Raw genomic sequence first — 17,330 nt, forward strand, 5'->3', positions numbered from 1 at the left:
GACCCGCTCCGGAGGCCGAGCGTCTCGCCCGCCGTGCAGGCGGCGATGACAGCGCTGTCATGTGGCTCCCTAGCTCCCGCCACCGAAGGCGCCATCGCCTCCGGGGGTCGATGTTTACGTAACCATCGAGGTGCGCGAAATGCTGTCACCGCAGCGTGACGCCGTCAAGGGATGCGGGCAGGCTCACCGGCGCATCGGGATCGGTCCACACCCGCATCGCCTCCCGACGCGGGCCGAGGTCCGCGACGAGACGCCGTGTCCGCCGCCCCGCACCGACCGGCGGCCTCGGCCCGGTCACCGCCTCGAACCTCCTCACCCGGTCCGCCGCGCTCCTCCTCAGCAGGCCGGGCGGAGGCCGGCACGCACCGAAGCGGGAGACAGGGCCGAATCCGGCCGCCTGCGGATCGAACGACACCGGCGCGGAGCGAGGGGGAACCGGCGCCGAGCGGGGGAACCAGCGGGCGAAGGGGTACCCGCGCCACGCGAACGGCACCGGCGCGGGCCAACGGCACCGGCGCGGACCGAGGGATCACTCACCAGCCCGAGGCCGGACCACCGCCGCGGCCCCGCCGCCCCGCCGCACCGGCTCGGCCGCGGCCAGCCACCGCCCGTCCGGCAGTCGCTCCACCCCGGTGACCGCCCCGATCGACGAGGGCCGAGTGGCGAAACCCTGTCCCCGGTCCCGCAGCTCCGCCACGGCAGGCAGGTCGAGGAACGCCTGCTCGACAGCGGCCGACGCGGCGTTACGCTGCGAAGCCCTCGGCGCGGCGACGGCTTCGGGCAGGGACAGCCCGCGGTCGAGCCGATGCAGGAGCACCCCGAGGACCGTGGTGATGATCGTGGTGCCGCCGGGAGACCCGAGAGCCAGCAGCGGCTCGCCGTCCGCCAACACGATGGTCGGCGTCATCGAGGATCGCGGCCGCTTGCCCGCGTCGGGAAGGTTCGGGTCGGGGACGCCGGGGGTGACCGGCGTGAACGAGAAGTCCGTCAGCTCGTTGTTCAGCAGGAAGCCGCGGCCGGGAACCACCATGCCGCTGCCGCCCTCCTGTTCGATGGTGAGCGTGTACGCCGCCACGTTGCCCTGCCGGTCGGCGACCGTCAGATGCGTGGTGCTCTCTCCCTCGTACGGTGTCGGCGCGGGCGGTCCCACGGTGCCGCAGGGCCGCGGATCTCGCGGGTCGCCGGGCGCCACCGGACTTGTCAGAGCGTGCCCGTTCGCGAGATCGATCAGGCAGCTCCGGCTGTCGGCGAAGTCCTGTCCCGCGAACTCGGCGGCGGGCACGTCGACGAAGGCGGGGTCGCCGATCCACCGGTTTCGGTCGGCGAAGGAGATCCGACTCGCCTCCAGGTAGCCGTGCAGATAGTCGACCTCGGCGGCGTCGGAGAGGTCGAAGCGCTCCAGCATGTTCAACGCCAGGCCCACCGTGAGCCCGCCGGAGGAGGGCGCGGGCATGCCGTAGACGTCCAGGCCCCGGTAGTCCACGTGCGTCGGTTCGCGCTCGACGGTCCGATAGTCCGCGAGGTCGTCCACGGTCATCGACCCTGGCCGCACGATGCGGTCCGCATCGGGATCGACCGCGGGTCGCCGCACCGTCTCGGCGAGGTCCGCGCCGATCTCCCCGCGATACAGCGCCGCCGTTCCGGTCCGGGCCAGCAGGCGGTAGGTGTCGGCAAGATCGGGATTGCGGAAGGTCGACCCGACCTCGGGCGGGCGACCGTCGGGCAGGAAGAGGTCACGGGTCGCCGGGAAGACGGTGAACCGATCGGCGTTGTTCGCGATCTGGTCGTGAAAAGTGGAGTCCACGACGAAGCCGTCCTCCGCGAGCCGCGTCGCGGGACGCAGCAGCGAGGCCAGCGAGCGGGTGCCCCACCGTTCGAGGGCATCGCGCCAGGTGGCGGGCGTACCGGGCACCCCGACCGAGAGTCCGCTGGTGACGGCCTCGGAGAAGGGCAGGGGCACGCCGTCCTCCACGAACAGGTTCTCGTCGACGGCGGCGGGCGCCGTCTCCCGGCCGTCGAGGGTGTGTACTCGACCGGTGGCGGCGTCGTAGTACATGAGGAAGCCGCCGCCCCCGATGCCCGCCGAGAACGGATCGGTGACCCCCAAGGCGGCGGCCGTCGCCACCGCGGCGTCCACCGCGTTGCCGCCGCCGCGCAACACGCCGATGCCGATCGCCGTGGCATCGGCGTCCACACTGGCCACCGCACCGAAGTCCCCGACCGCCACAGGCCGCTTCGCCGTCGGAGGCCGGGTCGCCGACGTGTCACCGGCCGCGGGCGGCACGACCGCGAGAGCCGAACCCAGCAGGACCGAGGCGGCGGCGATGGTCAAGACCCTACGAGCGCGACGAAGACGCATGAGCCGAGTCTCACGACAGTTCGTCGGAGTCCGCAATGCGTCCGATCGGGCGATCCGTGAATCCTTGACGAGAATTCGAGACGCCCCGTTATCTCGCCGCGGGCGGGGGCGACTCCCCGACGACCCAGGCCACCAGCGAAGTCACGTAAGAACCTGGCGGCGGCCATGATCTCGACGGGCGACCCCGGCTCCCGCGCCGCCATCCCGATCACCCGCATCCGCCCCGATCACCAACGGTCGGTCGACCGGCACGCCCAGGCGAAGCCCGCCGCCGCAGCCAATTCCGGTGGTGCTATTCGTCCCGGACGTGGCGCTCAGGCACACGACCGCATCGATGGAACGCATGACAAGGCGGGCAAAGCCGCTCACACAGTCCGGTACCAGCTGTCTGAAGTGGTGGTGGAGGTTCTCAGCATAGGGGTCACCAACAACGAGCTGAGCCCATCGTTTCGAACCTCAGCGTACGCTACTCAGCCACAACGGCGCAGCCGCCTCACCTCATCAGTGGAGCTGGCCATGAACCACCCGGACCGAGCCGGAACCAGACCGGTGGGGCGGGTGGGGCTCGAACCCACGGCCAAGGGATTATGAGTGTCCCAGGTCACATCCTCCAGCTCGTCTACCTCGGCTTTTGTGCGCGGGAGTTGGGTGCAAAGTCGGCGTGAGGGGCACTGTTCGTCGCCAGTTCGCACCCAGGTTCGCACCCATGATGTGATAGTCCTCCTGTCAGCACGGCCAGGGGAAGGCGAATCCAGACGAGTTGCCAAGGCGAGCCTGAGTCTCGGCAGGTCGGCGAGGGGCGGGTTGCTGTCACAGTCTCGCGAAGCCTTGAGCGACGGTCCGTTTTTCGGTTAACACGCTAAGGAAGGATGTAGTCGATTACTCTTTCGATGTCTCCGTTCGCGATCAGGTAAATGGCAGCTCCTAGGATTATTGTCAACTTCAGTGGTCCGGAGGATCGCTGCGACAGGTCGCTAATTCGATTGCTAAACCTTTCGCGTCGGCTATGAATTTTTGAGTGTTTTTCTAGTTCGTGGTCGGTCGCACCGAGGTTGATTTTTGCTAGTTCGGCAGCGTGCATAATGTCACGGTTCGTGATCAGGTCAAATGCCGAGTGTGCAAGTAACCTAAATTCTGGACTCTCCTCTTCCTTCCCGGCGTTCCGTGCTCCGGCCTCGGCGAGGCGAGTTGCAAGTAAGTCGTAAGTAGAGGCGATTTTTTGGAAGTCTCCGGGCGTGAGCCTGCTGCGCGTTCCTGCGGCGTAGTAACGCAGTTCGCGTGCCATTGCATGTGAGTATTGATGACACCCTGTTCTCCATCGTGAGGCCTTGTAATTAGATTCGCTAATTGGGCTCGTTGACGATAGAGGCATTGTTCGCCGTAGACGCATGTAGTAGTCGATTATGGACGCGTGCGGCGTCATTGCCGCTACGACCTTATGCGTGACGAGGGATGCCGCAATCCAGGCCGCTATTGCGCAGGATGTCGCGCCAATGGTAAAAATTTGATTCTCGCCGCTGGGGTGGCCCGATCCATTTGGCAAACTGTCTAGATACGTGCCCAGGGGTATGCCGATGGCAAGCAGTGAGAACAGGTGGAGCAATTCCCAGGAGTGGTGGCGCATTAGTAAAAAATTCCAGCGAACGCTGTACGATGTGCCAAAATGTGCATTCAAATCACAGTTTTCTTCGAGTCGATCCTTCTTGAAGGAACGCACGGAAATCAGGAATGGAACTCCAAGGAGAAGTGGGGGTGCGATGAGTAAGGCCAAAGGGGGGTCAACATTCGACCCGGTTAAGAAGAAAATCAACCAGGCTATCACCGCTGTGGCAGGGAATAGTAGGTGGCACAAAACCGCCACCCGCAAAGGATTGCGTTTTTTTGGCTCACGTCGATCATCTGACATCTCGGGGTATTTGGCTCTTATGTATAATTCAACAGATTTGTTGACGTAAATCAAGTAGAAGGCCATGGCTATCACCAGGCCGGGAAACGGTGAGGCTATCTTGATGAATTCCTCTACGAAGTGCTGGCTAAATTCTTCCATTTGGATTGACCCAGTCTCGGCGTTGATTAATTAGGTGAATCCGGGTGGGTTGTGCTTCCGGTTGCTGTCGTAGAATCCGAGGCGTGGTAGGTGACGATGTGGGAACTTGGAAGGTGGGGCGTCGGCGTGCGATTTATCGCAGTCGATGGGTTGACCTGAGCCTCGTACAGGTCGAGGCGCCTAACGCTGAGCGTTGGGAGCATCACGTTGTGCATCTTAGCCGGGTCGCGGTGGCGCTGATCACCAACGACCGTGACGAGGTGTTGATGCTGTGGCGGTACCGGTTCGCCACGGATGCGTGGGGCTATGAGCTGCCGGGCGGGATCATCGACGGTGATGAGGAGTCGGCCGCGACGGCGGCTCGGGAGGCCGGGGAGGAGTGCGGGTGGCTGCCGACGGGGGAGCCTGAGCACCTGATCAGCTTCGAGCCGATCCCCGGCATGGTGACGTCGGAGATGGACGTCTATCACTGGCGTGGTGCGGAGCGGATCGGCGAGCCGACCGACACCGAGGAGGCCGGAACGGTGGAGTGGGTGTCGCTGAAGCGAGCAACGAAGCTTGCCAAGGAACGGAAGTTGCTGGGTTCGGGGACGTTGGTGGCGTTGTTGTACTTCCTGGCCTCACGCGCCGAGGGATGAGGTTCCGGGGAGGATCAGGCGGGTGAGGCGTCGCTTCTGCCGTTCGGAGGAGAGTTGAGCGGCGAGGCGGCGGGCTTGTCCGGCGTAGGTGCGGGCCGCGTCGCGGTCGCCGGTCGCGGCGTGTGCGTGAGCGAGGTCGACGAGCAGGCTTGCGCGGGCGCGGCTGAAGGTTGCCGGGTGGCCGTCTAGCGCGTCGGTCAACTGGGCGATGGCGTCGGGTTCGCCGAGTCGGGCGATGGCGTTCCCGCGCCAGCGGACAAGGTGCGTTCCGCCGAGGAAGACGAACGGTAACGCGGGATCGCGTGGGTCGGCGGGTAGGAGCGCGTCCGCTTCGTCGAACGCGCGTAGCGCATCGTCTCGGCGGCCGTCGGCGGCAAGGACTTCGCCGAGGGTCGCGGCGAGCCATGCCCGCAGAAGTGGAGCCACCCCGTGCCGCCCGAGCGTGACCGCTTCGGAGACCAGCTCGACGGCGGCACCGGTTTCGTCGATCTCCAGAAGCACCATGGCCTGTTCGGCCTGCGCGTGTGCCAGCAGCGAGGGTGACTCGGCCTCCCGCGCGGCTGCCTTGGCGCGTTCGTAGTGCTGCCATGCCTGGGTGGTCGATCCCCGGTCCAGCGACGTCCACCCGGCGAGGGTGCTCGCCTCGGTCAGGGTCCCCGCTAACGGTGCGCGTTGGGCGCTGAGCAGTGCATGACTCAGCAGGTCTTCCATCTGGCCGATCTGGCTGCGAAGTTGATCGAGCAGGACCACCGAGCCGAAGCGTTGATCCATGTGGCGGGCGTGGTCGACCTGTCTACGGAACAGCTCCACCGTCTCTGGATCAAGGCGCTGCGCGACGATCAGCCGATCGGCAAGCTCGGTGGCCGCGTCGTCGACGCCGTCATCCTCGGTGGGGAAGCCGAGTTCGGCGTTGGTTCGGCCGTAGACGTCGCGGAACAGCGCCTGGTAGTACGGCGCCGGTGTCTCGTGTCCGTTCTCCCAGCGAGAGAGTTTGGTCTTGAGGCTGCGGCCGGTGGCGATGGCGGCATTCGTCGCGTCGGCACGCGCCAATAGCAGCCGGATCACGGCGTCTTGGCTGTGTCCCAACTCTTGACGCACCCGCGCCAACAAGGTTTTCGCCATCGTCGACCACCATAGCGATAGCCCGCCGACCTGCGCGGTTATCGGGGGTTATCGGTCCCCCCGTTAACCGGTGACAACTGTTGAGCAGCGGATTTCTGCCGTTTCTTGGTCACATGAGCGCAGCACTGAACAACAGCCACCGGCTAGCGGGAGTCGTCCCGTCCGCCGGGCTGGTCGAACGCTCGGGCAAGGCGATCGTCCAGGGTGTCCAGTCGCTCGGCGATGGCGGTCAGACCGTCTTCGATGGCGGCAAGTCGTTCGTCCACGGTGAGCGGTCTACCTGCGTCGTTGACGTCTGGCGGGCGGGTTCCCGCGAGCACGGCGGCCAGGTGGTGGGGATGCCACTCCAAGGCGACGGACAGGGCTTCGAGGGTGCGGGCACTGCGCTTACGGCGGGTGGTGTCGTACTGGAGTTCGCGGACGATCGCCTGCGAGACCCGCGACCGCTCGGCGACCTCGCGTTGTTTGATGCCCAGTTCGTGAATGCGGTCGTCGATCGCTCGCGCGACTGCCGCCCAGTCTTCCGCCACGTACTCCTCCGCGCTCCGCCTTGAGCGCCGAGATTAGCGCGGACCCGGAAATACGCAGGACCACTCACAGCGTGCACGCCTATATCGGCTCACTATGCCTTTGATTGCGCCAATACTGGCGCACAATGGGCGAGATATCGGCCGGTGGTGTGTGCGCGGAAGGGCACAACTCATGCGAGCACGGCGAAGTACGGAACCGGCCCCGTTGTTCTTCACAGTGCGGGAGACCGCCGAAATCCTCCGAGTCGACACGGCGACGATCTACCGGGCGATCCGGGAGGACGCCTTCCCCTCGGTGAAGGTGCGGACCCGGTACGTGGTGCCGGTCGCGGCACTGGAGGAGCTGATCGACGAGGCCGCCGAGCACGGCGGCTGTGTCGACGTCGCGGCCATGGCGACGCGACGGCGACAGGAACGCGACGTGGCGCGGGCGCTCGGCGGTGGTCTCCGATGAGCGTCGATCGTGAGCACCTTGCGGAGCTTGTCGCCGGGTTGGACCGGTGGCGGGACACCCCGGATGACGTCCTGGCCGACGCGGTGATCCGCGACGGCCGATGCGTGTGGGTCTTCACCGAGGGAGACGCGCCCGCACCGAGCGGGGATGAGGACGCGGATCGGGAGCTTGCCCGGCGGCTCTGCGCGGGCTGTCCGGTGGCCGGTCCCTGTCTCGAACTGGAGCTGCGTACCGCCGGTGACCGGACCGCCGGCGTGTGGGGCGGGCTCGCCGAGGACGACCGGCGGGCGCTGCTGCCGCTGTGGGTCGCTCGGCGGTCCGCCGTGGACGGAGAGGAGTCGGACCGATGAACGTCACCTTGTCATTGACCGTGATCTTCGTGGTGTGGGGCGGGTGGCTGCTCGTCCGGCGGGAGATGCCGTTGGTCTACGGGCTGCCGATCCTGCTTGCCGGGCTGTTCCTCGGCGGCACGTCGTGGGGCGTCGCGTTGATCGACATCACCACCGACGTCGTCCACGGTCTGATCAACGCGGTCTCCCAGGTGGTGGGCTGAGCATGGCCACCACAGCGAAGAGCGAGGCGGCACCCCGGCAGGACGGTGCGACCACGGCCGGGCTGCTCGCGGTCGGCGGGGCGGTCGCGGTGCTGTCCTTCGACGGGCTGACCGGGTTCGCCGAGTTGGCCGGATTCCGGCAGTCGTTGCCGCTGCCGTTCCTCACCGAGGGGCTTCCGTTGGCGTGGCTGCTGCCGGTGGCCCTGGACGCCTACGCCGTGGTGGCCACGCGGGTGTGGCTGCGCTCGCCCCACGCGAGCGCGGCCACCCGCGACACCGCCCGCAGACAGGCCTACGGGGCGGTGGGGCTGTCGGTGGTGTTCAACGGCGTCTATCACGCCGTCGATGCCCACCGTGACGGGAGCTGGTTGGCGGTGGGTGCGGCCGTCGCGTTGTCGGTGGTGCTGCCCGTGCTGTTGGCCTCCGTCGCGCATCTCGCGGCACGGGTGGCCGTCGACCGCACCGCCGCCGACGCACCCGACTTGATGCCCGAACCGAACGAGGCTGCGGAGTCGGTCGACGAGCCGGCCGACGCGGAATCGCCGAGTGAGGTGAAGGAACGCATGGCCGCGCATTGGCTCGCCGAACGGGAACAGGGCCGCGTGCTCTCCGGTGCCGAGCTTGACCGGCACTTCGGCACCCGCGAGTACGGCAGGCGTGTGGTTCGCGCGCTCAAGCGAGAGGAGGGGAACCGATGAGCACACCACGACGACGCAGCCTGGCCACGCGCACCGCCCTTCGGCGGGGAACTCGGTGGCTGCGGGACACCACACGACGCCGGTCCGTTGTTCGGCAGGTGCGGTGTTCCTGCGGAGACAGCTACCCGGCGGGCCAAGCCGCCCGGCACTTCGCCACGCACCGCACGGAACACCGCAAGCAGGCCGCGCGAGTGCCGATCCGTCGCACTCGCACGGCCCGCCCCATCCGCCGGGAGCCGACCGCAGGCAACCGGCCTGCCCGGCCGGGGACCGGAGTCGGTCACATCGATGCCTGGGTGTCCGCGACCGAAGCGCTCATCGGGCTCGAACCCTCGAACGTCGCCGAATTCGAGCGCATCCTGACCGCTTTTCAACGCGCCGTGGTCCTCGCGGGAAATCACCTCGCCGATCTCGGCGAGCGATGGACGGCCGATCATCAGATCGACCAACGCATCACCGCGCAGTTCGCCGAGGCGGGCGACCGATTCGCGGAGAGCAGTGAATGCTTCCGTGACGCACAGCAGCAACTCAAGGTCGTGTACCGCGCCTACCTCGAACTGATCGAATCCGGAACGGCGGTCCCGCGGCCGGAATTCTTCACCGAGAACTGATCCTCCGAAATACCCTCACTCACGTCTGCCGGGCGTGTGGCGATGCCGCACGCCCGGATTCGGAAGGGAATCATCATGGTCGATTTCAGACGACGTCGACGAACGCAGCACCGAGAATCGCCGTTCGTCGTTCTCTGGCGACATCGGCACCGGCTCGCCCCATTCTACGTCCTGTCAGCCACTTGGGCGGCCGGCGGACTCGCCTTCCACTGGCTCACGCCGATCACGACGGTATCGATCTGCCTGTTCGTCTTGGCGGTGGTCGCGATCTGGACGGGACAGGTTCTCGATCGCACGATCGAGCGCGCCTATGCCCGTGCGGTCGGCGGCACCGTCGCAGCCTGGATCGTGGCGGCGTCGGTGCTCGGCGCGGATCATCCCGTGCTGCTGCGGGTGCTCGCCGTCGGCGGCCTGCTGGGTGCCCTTCCGTGGTGGTTGCACCGCCGAGTCCGCGCACAGGTCCGTGTCGAACGCACCATCGCGGCGTGGCCGCGTGTCGCCGAGACGGCCGGGCTCGCCCGGTCCCGGTTGACCGGGGTTCTCGTCACCACGTGGGGATGGACCGGGCGGCTGCGGCTGGCCGCCGGGCAGACCGCGCGGGACGTCACCGGGAGACTCCGCACCGTCGAGAGCGCGCTGCGGCTCCCGGTCGGATCGGTCCGCGCCGAACCCTGGCCCGAGCGGGCGGACGTCGCCGTCATGCGGGTGATCGAGTCCGACCCGCACTCCGACCCGGTGCACTGGGCGGGCAGCCCGGCGACCTCGATCGCCGACCCGATGCCGGTCGGTCCCTACGACGACGGCGACGTCTGCCGCGTCCCGCTGTACGACCGGCAGAGCGGGACGCACCACGCGCTGATCGCCGGCACGAACGGGTCCGGCAAGTCGGGCCTGCTCAACCTCATGGCCTGCCACGCCGTCACAGCACCCGACGCGGTGCTGTGGGCGATCGACCTCAAGGGTGGGATCGAGCTGCGTCCCTGGTGGCCGGTGACCGACTGGCTGTCCACTACGGCGGACTCCGCGCGCACGATGCTGGCCGCGTTACGAGAGGTCATCGACGTGCGCGGAAGCGTTGCGACGAACCGGGTGTGGCAGGCGAGCCCGGAACAGCCGGTGATCGTGGTCCTGATCGACGAGGCCGCCGAACTGCCCGTGGAGTGCGTGCCCGACCTGGAGTCGGTCGCCCGACGCGGTCGGGCGCTCGGCGTCGCCCTGGTGCTCGCCACCCAGTACCCGACGGTCAACGCGGTCGGCTCCGCACAGGTCCGTGCCCAGCTCCGCACGCGGGTGGCGTTCCGGTTCTTGAAGACCGGCGAGGCGTCCACCGTGCTCCGGGACACCAGCGGGACCGATCCGGCGGTGATCCGCAAGGACCGGCCCGGCTGCGGCTACGTGGAAGCCGCCGGGGCCGAGCGTCCCGCCCTCGTCCGTTGCTACTGGGTCACCGACGACCTCGTCTCCCATGTCGTCGAGACGTGGCGCGGCAGGCAACCGGCGCTCGATCCCGCGACCGCCGACGTCGTCTCGACGTTCCCGGCAGACGGGGACGACGAACGGGACGCCCCGCCGAGCATCCCGGCAGCACGGCAGACCGACTCGGTTGCCGAGGAAGCCGCCGTGCCGCTGGCCGCACTCGCCGAGCCTGGACCGGCGACCCGCTCGCCCGCCAAGAAGCGACTCGACAACGAGCAGGCCCGTGCGGCACTGCGAGCAGCGCTGTCTGGCGTGGGGGAGGAGGGCACGACGGTGGAGGCGCTCGGCGCGGCGTGTGATCGCCGCAAGACGTGGATCTACCGCGAGCTGGATGCGCTGGAGTCCGCGCGGCTGGTCGAGCGCACCGGCCGACACGGCTACTACCGAGGGACCCCGCGCCTGCGGAACGAGCCTGCCGAGTAGGCACGGAGGGGGCGCGGCGGGGGTGCGTTCCGGGGGAGGTTCCGCGACCCGTGCGGAACTTCCCTTACGCGCGCACGCGCGCGCCTGCGCGTCGGGCCGCCGATCAGCGCCGCGCGGAACAGTCCGGACACCACAGCGCGGCCGGTCCGTGGGTGACAGCCCAGGGCCGGCCGCGCCGAGATGATGAACGATGAGACGGGCTGACGAATCAGACGCGGAAGAGGCATTCGTCAGCCTTGTGCCACGGCCTCACCTCCTCTCGTTCGATGTCCCTCACGCGGGCCGGATCAATCGCAGCGAGCGCGGCAGCCACAGCCCACTCGGCGTCCGACCGGTGAGGTCCGGTGCCCCCCGCTCACCCGGTGCGGGCAGATGCAACAGCTCCGCCGCCGCAGCCAGGAATGTGCCCTCATAGCTCCAGACCGCCCGTTGATCCGAGAACAGCCCCTGCCCTTCGTCGCGGTCCCGCACCCGACTCGCGGTCGCGTCGTCCTCCGCGCGGATATGGAGCGAGTCGACGTGTCCGGGCCACCCGTAGGAGGCGAGCACCGTGTAACGCACCTCGCGATCACCGGGCGCGAGACTGAACGTGAATCCTCGGCGCAGCAGAGCCGAGTACATGCGATCGACGGAATTCATTGCCCACCCGCTAATGTCGTCGTCGAATGATGACCCTCTTTATTCGCCACCACCGACGCCAACACCATTCGGCGAACAACAACCAGAACAGATCCAGCGCCGGAAGAAGACGAAGGACGATGATCGCTTCGGCGATCACCGCGCCCGATAACAGCGACCATGCGACGTCATAGGCGTCCATCCCAGACGGCGTCATCACGTCGAAGCCCGCGACCAGCGGACGGCGGAGATCGCCTGACACAGTGCCTCTTGAACCACCCGAGAACTTCCCAACATGATCGGGCAGGCGTCCGGCGGAAACCACCACCGCACCGGACCGACCCCGGTCGTCGTCGGCGGAGCAGGAAACACCGCGCCCGGCTTCAGGAGGAACACGCTTCGGAAACTCCGCAGCTCCAGACGAAGAGCGGGGATCGGCTCGATCAGGAACAGAATCCGACCCTCGGGATGAACCAGTGTCGGCGTAGGCGCGTCCCGGAACACCGAGAACCTGGCTGCCGCCACTCCCAGCTCGGCGGGAACCGAGATCGCCGCGAAACCGCACCCGGCGGCCAGCAACACGGAGAACGGCGCAGCCGTCCACCACCGTTCGATCTGACTGTGCCGGCTGGTCGCCTCGGTACGGGGCACGACAGGAAGCAGGCCAGGCACCCGTAGACCGCTGTCCGGCCGGAAGTACTTCGTCCCATTCCACCGTGCGCCGGGCAGCACGCGCCATCCATATCCGGCATACGCCACGGCGGCACGCTTCAACGCGATGGCGACCGGCGTCTTCCGACGTCTCCTACCTCGGCGCGGCACCTCAGGCTCCCTCCGTGACCGACACCCGCATGTCGTTCCGGGTGTGGGACACAGCAGAAGGGGTGAGGCCGCAGGTGAGAAAGGAGGTGAAATCTTGTCGATAACGTAGGCGGTACGCTGATATAGGCCTGATCGTGCGTATCCGGCCACGGGGAACCGAGGTGACACGGGCGATGGCACACGAGACGGATGCCATACGGGAACGCAAGCGAGCACTCGGCCGAGCGTTGGCGGATCACCGCCGAGCCGCCGGGCTCTCTCAACGGGAGATCGCCCACCGCGTTCACTACACGCGCACCGCCGTCAGCCACGCCGAAGCAGGCCGCCACCTCCCCACACGCCGATTCTGGGCGGATGCCGACGACGCCGTAGACGCCGACGGCGCGTTGCTGGATCACTTCGACCAAGTGCGCCGCGCCATCGGCGAGTCCGAGCGCGTGCAACGGGAACGTGAGCAGACGGCCTTTCGCAGGCGTGCGCGGCGTGATCACTCCGGATACGCCGACGGCATGGCGGTCACCGGCGCCGAGTCCGAGTCCACCTCGGACGACGAGGCACAGGAACTCGCCGCCGCCCTGCACTCCGCCCGGCGGGTCGGCCCCGACGTCGTCGCGTTGTTCGCCGCTCAACTCGCGCAGATCCGAACGCTGGACCGTCGACTCGGCGGCGGGCTGGTGCGCGACGAGGTCCGTGCCAAGATCGGCCAGATCGAACCGTTGCTGCGTCACAGCGTCGACCCGGCGACCCGGCGCAGCCTCGCCACCGTCCTCACGGAGTACTGCACCCTCGCCGGGTGGCAATGCCTGGACAACGGCCTGCTCGGCGAAGCGTGGCAGCACTATGAGAACGCCAAGACCGCAGCCCGCGAGTCCGGCAACGCGGCGCTGTTCGCCCACGTGATCGCCGAACAGGCCTTCGTGCTCATCGACATCGGCCGCACCGTCGACGCCGCCGAGGTCACCGGCCACGCACTGGCAGCGGCCCGCCAGTCGGCACCCGCGATCCTGCTCGCCTGGCTCGCCGCAGCCCACGGTGAGGCACTCGCCGCCGATGAGCGGCCCGCCCAGAGCCTGCGCGCCTTCGATCGCGCGGGACGCGCACTGCCCGCCGAGACCGTCCACGCCGAGACGCCCTACGTCGCGATGAACGACGTCCACCTGACCCGGTGGCGCGGCCACGCACTGGCCCGCTGCGGCGAACGCTCCGCCGTCACCGTCCTCAGCGACGCGCTCCAGGCCCTCGACCCCTCGTTCACCCGCGCGGAGACCGCCCTGCGGGTCGATCTCACTCACGCGCTGCTGCACGCCGGAGAACGAGACTCAGCCGTCGAACAGGCCGCACAGGCACGGACGCTCGCCGGGCAGGTCGGCTCGGTGCGGCAGCGACGGCGGCTAGCTCGCCTTGCGCTTTCCGGCTGACTTGGGCTTACGAGCCGCCGTGTTCGCACCGGCCGGCTTCCGGACCCGCTTCGGCATCCGGCTGCCCAACAACTCCGCCGCCTTCCGATCGGCGGCAGCGACCCAGGCCGCGTAGACCCGCAGGGTCGTTGCTCCCCCGCCGCCGTGTCCGAGTCGGCCCGCGACGGTCCGCAGGTCGATCCCCGCTGTCAGAAGCTCTGTCGCGGAGTAGTGCCGCAGCGCGTGAATATGGGTGTCGATACCCAGACCGGCAGCCATCTTCTTGTAGCGATGCGAGATCGCGTCGGGTGAGTAGGGCCGTCGCGGGTCAGGGTTGCGGGCGCTGTTGAAGACGAAGTGTTCGGGGTCGAACTCGATTCCCAGCTCCGCGTACCGTGCTTCGCAGGCCGCGAGGTGCTCGCGCAATACCGCCACGGTCTCGCTGTCCAGGGCCAGACGGCGAATCTGGTGTGTCTTGGTGTCTTTCTCCCGCCCTTCGCCCTTGCTCATGACGTAGCTTCGCCGAATCTCGATCATTTCTCCGTTGAAGTCGATGCGGGACCACCGGAGCGCGGCCACCTCGGCACGTCGCATACCGGTGGTCATGACGAGCCAGACGAGCACGCCCCAGGCCGAGTCAAGCTCGAACGCCCGATCGATCAGCTTCGCTGCCTCTGCTGGCGACGGCGGCTTGGGTTCGGGTGCCGTCTGGCGTGGTTTGGCAGCGACGGCGGCGGGGTTCGTGGCGATCCAGTCCCATCGGACGGCGGTGTTCAGTGCGCGAGCGATGATGGAGTGCACCTGTCGGATGGTCGATGCCGCCATCGGAGTGCATTCATGTTGCCTGCACTTTGCCTTCTGGCAGTCGTGTTCGGCCTTCCGGCGGTGATCGATCGACGGCGAGCCGTCACATCGCTTCCGGCAGCGCCGCAGTTCCGAGTAGAGCGTCTCCAGGTTCCGGGCGTTCAGCTTGTTGACCGCGACGTCCCCGAGCGCGGGTTTGATGGTGCGGTCGATATAGCCCTGGTAGCCGTCTCTGGTGCTCTGCTCTAAGTCCGCCGTGCGCATCCATTCGTCGAGGGTGTGGGCGAAGCTCACTGCCGTGGTGGGCGTTCGAGCGCGGTCGACTTCGGCGGCGAGGCGGGTCAACGCCTTCTGTGCACGGCGGTGCGCGGCTTTGTCGGTTCCCTCGATCTTCTCGCGGAGGTAGGTGCGTCGGCCCGTGACAGGGTCCAGCCCGGCGTAGACGACCACGCGAAGCGTGTCGCCCCTGGTCTCGATTCGGCCGCGAGCCCGGCCGTCGGTCCGTGCGGTAGCCATGTCAGCGACGCTACTCGCACCCGCAACGGCACCCATAAATCAACATCTGGAACGTGGTCGGGCTGTTTTGGCTGGTCAGGCTCGGTGGGGCGGGTGGGGCTCGAACCCACGGCCAAGGGATTATGAGTCCCCTGCTCTAACCGACTGAGCTACCGCCCCCGGTGCCGTCGTCCGCTGCGTTCCGACGGCGGCACCGGCGCGCGGATCAGGCAGTCGTGATCCTAGCGAGTCCCTGAGCAACGGTTTTCGGCGCCCGGACAGAGCGGCTGGCGACCCTGGTTCGTCGACTGACCCGAGCAGCCGTCGGGATCCTGGCTGACTGCAGCGTGTCCAGCAGGAGGCTGCGTGCATCTCCTCAGACAGAGAGACCCGATCCAGTCTGGTGACATGCGTCCACGTCACGCCGTGTCCACCTCGACATTCATACGGTCGAGGGACCCGGCGCGATCAGCTCGATCGACTCAGTCGCCTGTCATTGACGATAACGTCGGTCTTATCGTCCGTCTTCGCCAGAGCGGTCCGCTCAACATCCCCCAAGACTCTGGACTCGTCAGGCCCGCGACCTGCTCCTCAGGACTCAGGAGCCGCCCGCGACCGAGGAGTTCCGCGCCCCGTGAGCTCACCGCGTGACTTCGGCGGCGTAAAAGCCGTGCTGGACGTCAGGCCCGACCGCGGCGCGGTGAGCGCCCATTATGCAAAAACTTAAGGCTCGTGCGGAGCGATCAGAAGCGTAACCGCGCTGGTAGCGGCCGTGACGGGGTGGACAGGTACCAACTCGAGACCCCATGAAGGCGGTTGTACGCCGACACCACGCATCATGGCTCAACGGCCCTGAGAGCCCGCGCTGCTCGCGCACCGTATTGTTCAAGCACGCCGAAGGCTAGTTCCATCGCCAGTAGGATCGTTCGTCGGCGCGATCAGGCTCGAAGTTCACCCGTGATCGCTACCAGAGTGGCGGTCAAGTCGGGCATGATGTCCGCAGCCACACCCAGGAATGAAGGAAGCGCATGTCCAAGACTGCGGTCGCCTCCGGCGTCCTGTCCGCAGACCCGCCCAAGTTACCTGTCATCGGGGATACGGCAACGCGACTCACCAGCGTGGAGCTCTTCGCTGGTGCTGGCGGACTGGCTCTTGGATGCCAGATGGCCGGGTTCGAGTCGCTGGCCACGGTGGAACGCGACAAGTGGGCGTGCGACACGGTCAGACAGAACAAGCACCGCGGTCACGAGCTGGTCGCCAACTGGAATGTCCACGAATGCGATGTACGAAAATTCGAATGGTCAAAGGTCACAGAAGACGTCACTCTAGTAGCGGGGGGCCCTCCTTGCCAGCCGTTCTCCACAGGAGGTCTCGCCAAAGCATCTGACGACCCTCGGGACATGTTTCCGGTGACGGCTGAGATCATTTCCGGACTGGCGCCGCAGGCATTCATCATCGAAAACGTGCGCGGACTCACGCGGACGGCCTTCTCCGACTATTACGAGTATATTCAGCACAGGCTCGCGCTTCCGAGATTGACAAGCAATCCAGGCGAGAAATGGTTCGATCACCTAGAAAGGCTTCGGGCGGCGATCGGAGACCGACAACATCACGAACTGAACTATCGGGTTGTGCCAACACTAGTGAACGCGGCGGACTACGGCGTGCCCCAGCAAAGGCATCGGGTGTTCATCGTGGGCTTCCGAGGGGACCTCGATATCGAGTGGAGCTTCCCTGCCACCAGCCACTCGAAACATGCGCTTCTTCATTCACAATGGGTCACAGGCGATTATTGGGAAGAGCATGAGGTTCCATCGAGTAAAAGGCCGGAACAGCCTAAGCAGCGAATCCCTGAATACCTCATCACCGATGAACCGCAGCAACGCTGGCGTACAGTTCGCGATGCTTTCGCAGGCCTACCCGAACCAATGGTCCGACCGTCACGGAAGGTCCTCAACCACGAGTTTCAACCGGGCGCGCGGTCATACCCCGGTCACACCGGCAGCCCGTTAGACATGCCTGCCAAGGCGCTCAAGGCAGGCGGTCACGGCGTCCCCGGCGGTGAAAACATGCTTCGGAACGTCGACGGCTCGATTCGATACTTCACTGTCCGCGAGAGCGCTCGTCTCCAGACATTCCCCGATGACTACGAACTTCACGGTTCCTGGGGAGAAGCGATGCGCCAGCTTGGCAATGCCGTCCCTGTGCTCTTAGGACAAGTCGTCGCGGAGAGCGTATACAAGGCGTTGATCAGAGAGGGGATCAAGCCGTGATCGGCGCTCG

The 17,330-nt window shown here is 67.0% G+C and carries 18 protein-coding genes and 1 tRNA gene; 9 read left to right on the plus strand and 10 right to left on the minus strand.

Annotated features, from left to right (window positions below):
• Nucleotides 1-145: 145 nt before the first annotated feature.
• The 3 genes from AHOG_RS28850 to AHOG_RS28855 form a co-directional block, all read right to left on the minus strand.
• The gene (locus tag AHOG_RS28850) at nucleotides 146-316 is read right to left on the minus strand and encodes a hypothetical protein (protein WP_157736992.1); all 171 of its coding nucleotides are present in this window, start codon (nucleotides 314-316) and stop codon (nucleotides 146-148) included.
• Between the two features lie 213 nt (nucleotides 317-529).
• Nucleotides 530-2,359: a gamma-glutamyltransferase gene (ggt, locus tag AHOG_RS22250; RefSeq protein ID WP_093943078.1), complete on the minus strand. Its 1,830-nt coding sequence runs from the start codon at nucleotides 2,357-2,359 to the stop codon at nucleotides 530-532.
• An 859-nt stretch (nucleotides 2,360-3,218) separates the two neighbouring features.
• Nucleotides 3,219-4,406, minus strand: a complete 1,188-nt coding sequence (locus tag AHOG_RS28855) for a hypothetical protein (RefSeq protein ID WP_157736993.1) — start codon at nucleotides 4,404-4,406, stop codon at nucleotides 3,219-3,221.
• Between the two features lie 83 nt (nucleotides 4,407-4,489).
• Here AHOG_RS28855 and AHOG_RS22255 point away from each other — a divergent pair, with 83 nt between their 5' ends.
• The gene (locus AHOG_RS22255; protein ID WP_093943079.1) at nucleotides 4,490-5,044 is read left to right on the plus strand and encodes an NUDIX hydrolase; all 555 of its coding nucleotides are present in this window, start codon (nucleotides 4,490-4,492) and stop codon (nucleotides 5,042-5,044) included.
• Here AHOG_RS22255 and AHOG_RS22260 read toward each other — a convergent pair.
• Together AHOG_RS22260 and AHOG_RS22265 are read right to left on the minus strand one after the other, a co-directional pair.
• Nucleotides 5,027-6,166 carry an NsdA family TPR-like regulatory protein gene (locus AHOG_RS22260; protein ID WP_093943080.1) on the minus strand — a complete coding sequence of 380 codons (1,140 nt, stop codon included), beginning with the start codon at nucleotides 6,164-6,166 and terminating at the stop codon, nucleotides 5,027-5,029. The genes AHOG_RS22255 and AHOG_RS22260 overlap by 18 nt on opposite strands.
• Nucleotides 6,167-6,309: 143 nt before the next feature.
• Entirely contained in the window at nucleotides 6,310-6,696 is a 387-nt protein-coding gene (locus tag AHOG_RS22265) for a transcriptional regulator (protein WP_093943081.1), read from the minus strand.
• 205 nt (nucleotides 6,697-6,901) lie between these two features.
• Between AHOG_RS22265 and AHOG_RS22270 the strand changes: the two genes are divergently transcribed.
• From AHOG_RS22270 to AHOG_RS22295, 6 genes are all read left to right on the plus strand, one after another.
• Nucleotides 6,902-7,150 carry a helix-turn-helix domain-containing protein gene (locus AHOG_RS22270; RefSeq protein ID WP_245856387.1) on the plus strand — a complete coding sequence of 83 codons (249 nt, stop codon included), beginning with the start codon at nucleotides 6,902-6,904 and terminating at the stop codon, nucleotides 7,148-7,150.
• On the plus strand, nucleotides 7,147-7,500 hold the full coding sequence (locus tag AHOG_RS22275; protein WP_093943083.1) for a WhiB family transcriptional regulator: 354 nt from the start codon (nucleotides 7,147-7,149) through the stop codon (nucleotides 7,498-7,500). The genes AHOG_RS22270 and AHOG_RS22275 overlap by 4 nt, the downstream gene beginning before the upstream one ends.
• Nucleotides 7,497-7,703: a hypothetical protein gene (locus AHOG_RS22280; protein ID WP_093943084.1), complete on the plus strand. Its 207-nt coding sequence runs from the start codon at nucleotides 7,497-7,499 to the stop codon at nucleotides 7,701-7,703. Before AHOG_RS22275 ends, AHOG_RS22280 begins: the two co-directional genes overlap by 4 nt.
• Before the next feature lie 2 nt (nucleotides 7,704-7,705).
• On the plus strand, nucleotides 7,706-8,401 hold the full coding sequence (locus AHOG_RS22285) for a DUF2637 domain-containing protein (RefSeq protein ID WP_093943085.1): 696 nt from the start codon (nucleotides 7,706-7,708) through the stop codon (nucleotides 8,399-8,401).
• Nucleotides 8,398-9,012, plus strand: coding sequence for a hypothetical protein (locus AHOG_RS22290; RefSeq protein WP_157736994.1), 615 nt, complete (start codon nucleotides 8,398-8,400; stop codon nucleotides 9,010-9,012). Before AHOG_RS22285 ends, AHOG_RS22290 begins: the two co-directional genes overlap by 4 nt.
• 258 nt (nucleotides 9,013-9,270) lie before the next feature.
• Nucleotides 9,271-10,911: an FtsK/SpoIIIE domain-containing protein gene (locus tag AHOG_RS22295; protein WP_245857054.1), complete on the plus strand. Its 1,641-nt coding sequence runs from the start codon at nucleotides 9,271-9,273 to the stop codon at nucleotides 10,909-10,911.
• A 273-nt stretch (nucleotides 10,912-11,184) separates the two neighbouring features.
• Here the strand turns inward: AHOG_RS22295 and AHOG_RS22300 are convergent, their stop codons facing one another.
• From AHOG_RS22300 to AHOG_RS22310, 3 genes are read right to left on the minus strand one after another with little or no spacing between them, the layout of a single operon-like run.
• A complete protein-coding gene (locus tag AHOG_RS22300) occupies nucleotides 11,185-11,550 on the minus strand; it encodes a hypothetical protein (RefSeq protein ID WP_093943088.1) in 366 nt (121 codons plus the stop codon).
• A 10-nt stretch (nucleotides 11,551-11,560) separates the two neighbouring features.
• Nucleotides 11,561-11,746 carry a hypothetical protein gene (locus tag AHOG_RS22305; protein ID WP_211290479.1) on the minus strand — a complete coding sequence of 62 codons (186 nt, stop codon included), beginning with the start codon at nucleotides 11,744-11,746 and terminating at the stop codon, nucleotides 11,561-11,563.
• The gene (locus AHOG_RS22310) at nucleotides 11,746-12,288 is read right to left on the minus strand and encodes a bifunctional DNA primase/polymerase (RefSeq protein WP_157736996.1); all 543 of its coding nucleotides are present in this window, start codon (nucleotides 12,286-12,288) and stop codon (nucleotides 11,746-11,748) included. Before AHOG_RS22310 ends, AHOG_RS22305 begins: the two co-directional genes overlap by 1 nt.
• A 236-nt stretch (nucleotides 12,289-12,524) precedes the next feature.
• On the opposite strand from AHOG_RS22310, the gene AHOG_RS22315 reads away from it, so the two are divergent.
• A complete protein-coding gene (locus tag AHOG_RS22315; RefSeq protein WP_093943090.1) occupies nucleotides 12,525-13,769 on the plus strand; it encodes a helix-turn-helix transcriptional regulator in 1,245 nt (414 codons plus the stop codon).
• Here the strand turns inward: AHOG_RS22315 and AHOG_RS22320 are convergent.
• Both AHOG_RS22320 and AHOG_RS22325 read right to left on the minus strand, forming a co-directional pair.
• On the minus strand, nucleotides 13,743-15,002 hold the full coding sequence (locus AHOG_RS22320) for a site-specific integrase (protein ID WP_245856388.1): 1,260 nt from the start codon (nucleotides 15,000-15,002) through the stop codon (nucleotides 13,743-13,745). The two genes, AHOG_RS22315 and AHOG_RS22320, sit on opposite strands and share 27 nt — an antisense overlap.
• Before the next feature lie 151 nt (nucleotides 15,003-15,153).
• Nucleotides 15,154-15,227 (minus strand) — tRNA-Ile (locus AHOG_RS22325).
• Between the two features lie 848 nt (nucleotides 15,228-16,075).
• Between AHOG_RS22325 and AHOG_RS22330 the strand changes: the two genes are divergently transcribed.
• The gene (locus AHOG_RS22330) at nucleotides 16,076-17,320 is read left to right on the plus strand and encodes a DNA cytosine methyltransferase (RefSeq protein WP_093943092.1); all 1,245 of its coding nucleotides are present in this window, start codon (nucleotides 16,076-16,078) and stop codon (nucleotides 17,318-17,320) included.
• The last annotated feature ends 10 nt before the right edge of the window (nucleotides 17,321-17,330 follow it).

It is taken from the genome of Actinoalloteichus hoggarensis (assembly GCF_002234535.1).
Taxonomy (GTDB): domain Bacteria; phylum Actinomycetota; class Actinomycetes; order Mycobacteriales; family Pseudonocardiaceae; genus Actinoalloteichus_A; species Actinoalloteichus_A hoggarensis.

Bases quoted from the DNA above. Each gene is read 5' to 3' on its own strand.
- ggt (WP_093943078.1), bottom strand. From the start codon at position 2,359: ATGCGTCTTCGTCGCGCTCGTAGGGTCTTGACCATCGCCGCCGCCTCG.
- AHOG_RS28855 (WP_157736993.1), bottom strand. From the start codon at position 4,406: ATGGAAGAATTTAGCCAGCACTTCGTAGAGGAATTCATCAAGATAGCC.
- AHOG_RS22260 (WP_093943080.1), bottom strand. From the start codon at position 6,166: ATGGCGAAAACCTTGTTGGCGCGGGTGCGTCAAGAGTTGGGACACAGC.
- AHOG_RS22275 (WP_093943083.1), top strand. From the start codon at position 7,147: ATGAGCGTCGATCGTGAGCACCTTGCGGAGCTTGTCGCCGGGTTGGAC.
- AHOG_RS22280 (WP_093943084.1), top strand. From the start codon at position 7,497: ATGAACGTCACCTTGTCATTGACCGTGATCTTCGTGGTGTGGGGCGGG.
- AHOG_RS22285 (WP_093943085.1), top strand. From the start codon at position 7,706: ATGGCCACCACAGCGAAGAGCGAGGCGGCACCCCGGCAGGACGGTGCG.
- AHOG_RS22290 (WP_157736994.1), top strand. From the start codon at position 8,398: ATGAGCACACCACGACGACGCAGCCTGGCCACGCGCACCGCCCTTCGG.
- AHOG_RS22300 (WP_093943088.1), bottom strand. From the start codon at position 11,550: ATGAATTCCGTCGATCGCATGTACTCGGCTCTGCTGCGCCGAGGATTC.
- AHOG_RS22305 (WP_211290479.1), bottom strand. From the start codon at position 11,746: ATGACGCCGTCTGGGATGGACGCCTATGACGTCGCATGGTCGCTGTTA.
- AHOG_RS22315 (WP_093943090.1), top strand. From the start codon at position 12,525: ATGGCACACGAGACGGATGCCATACGGGAACGCAAGCGAGCACTCGGC.
- AHOG_RS22330 (WP_093943092.1), top strand. From the start codon at position 16,076: ATGTCCAAGACTGCGGTCGCCTCCGGCGTCCTGTCCGCAGACCCGCCC.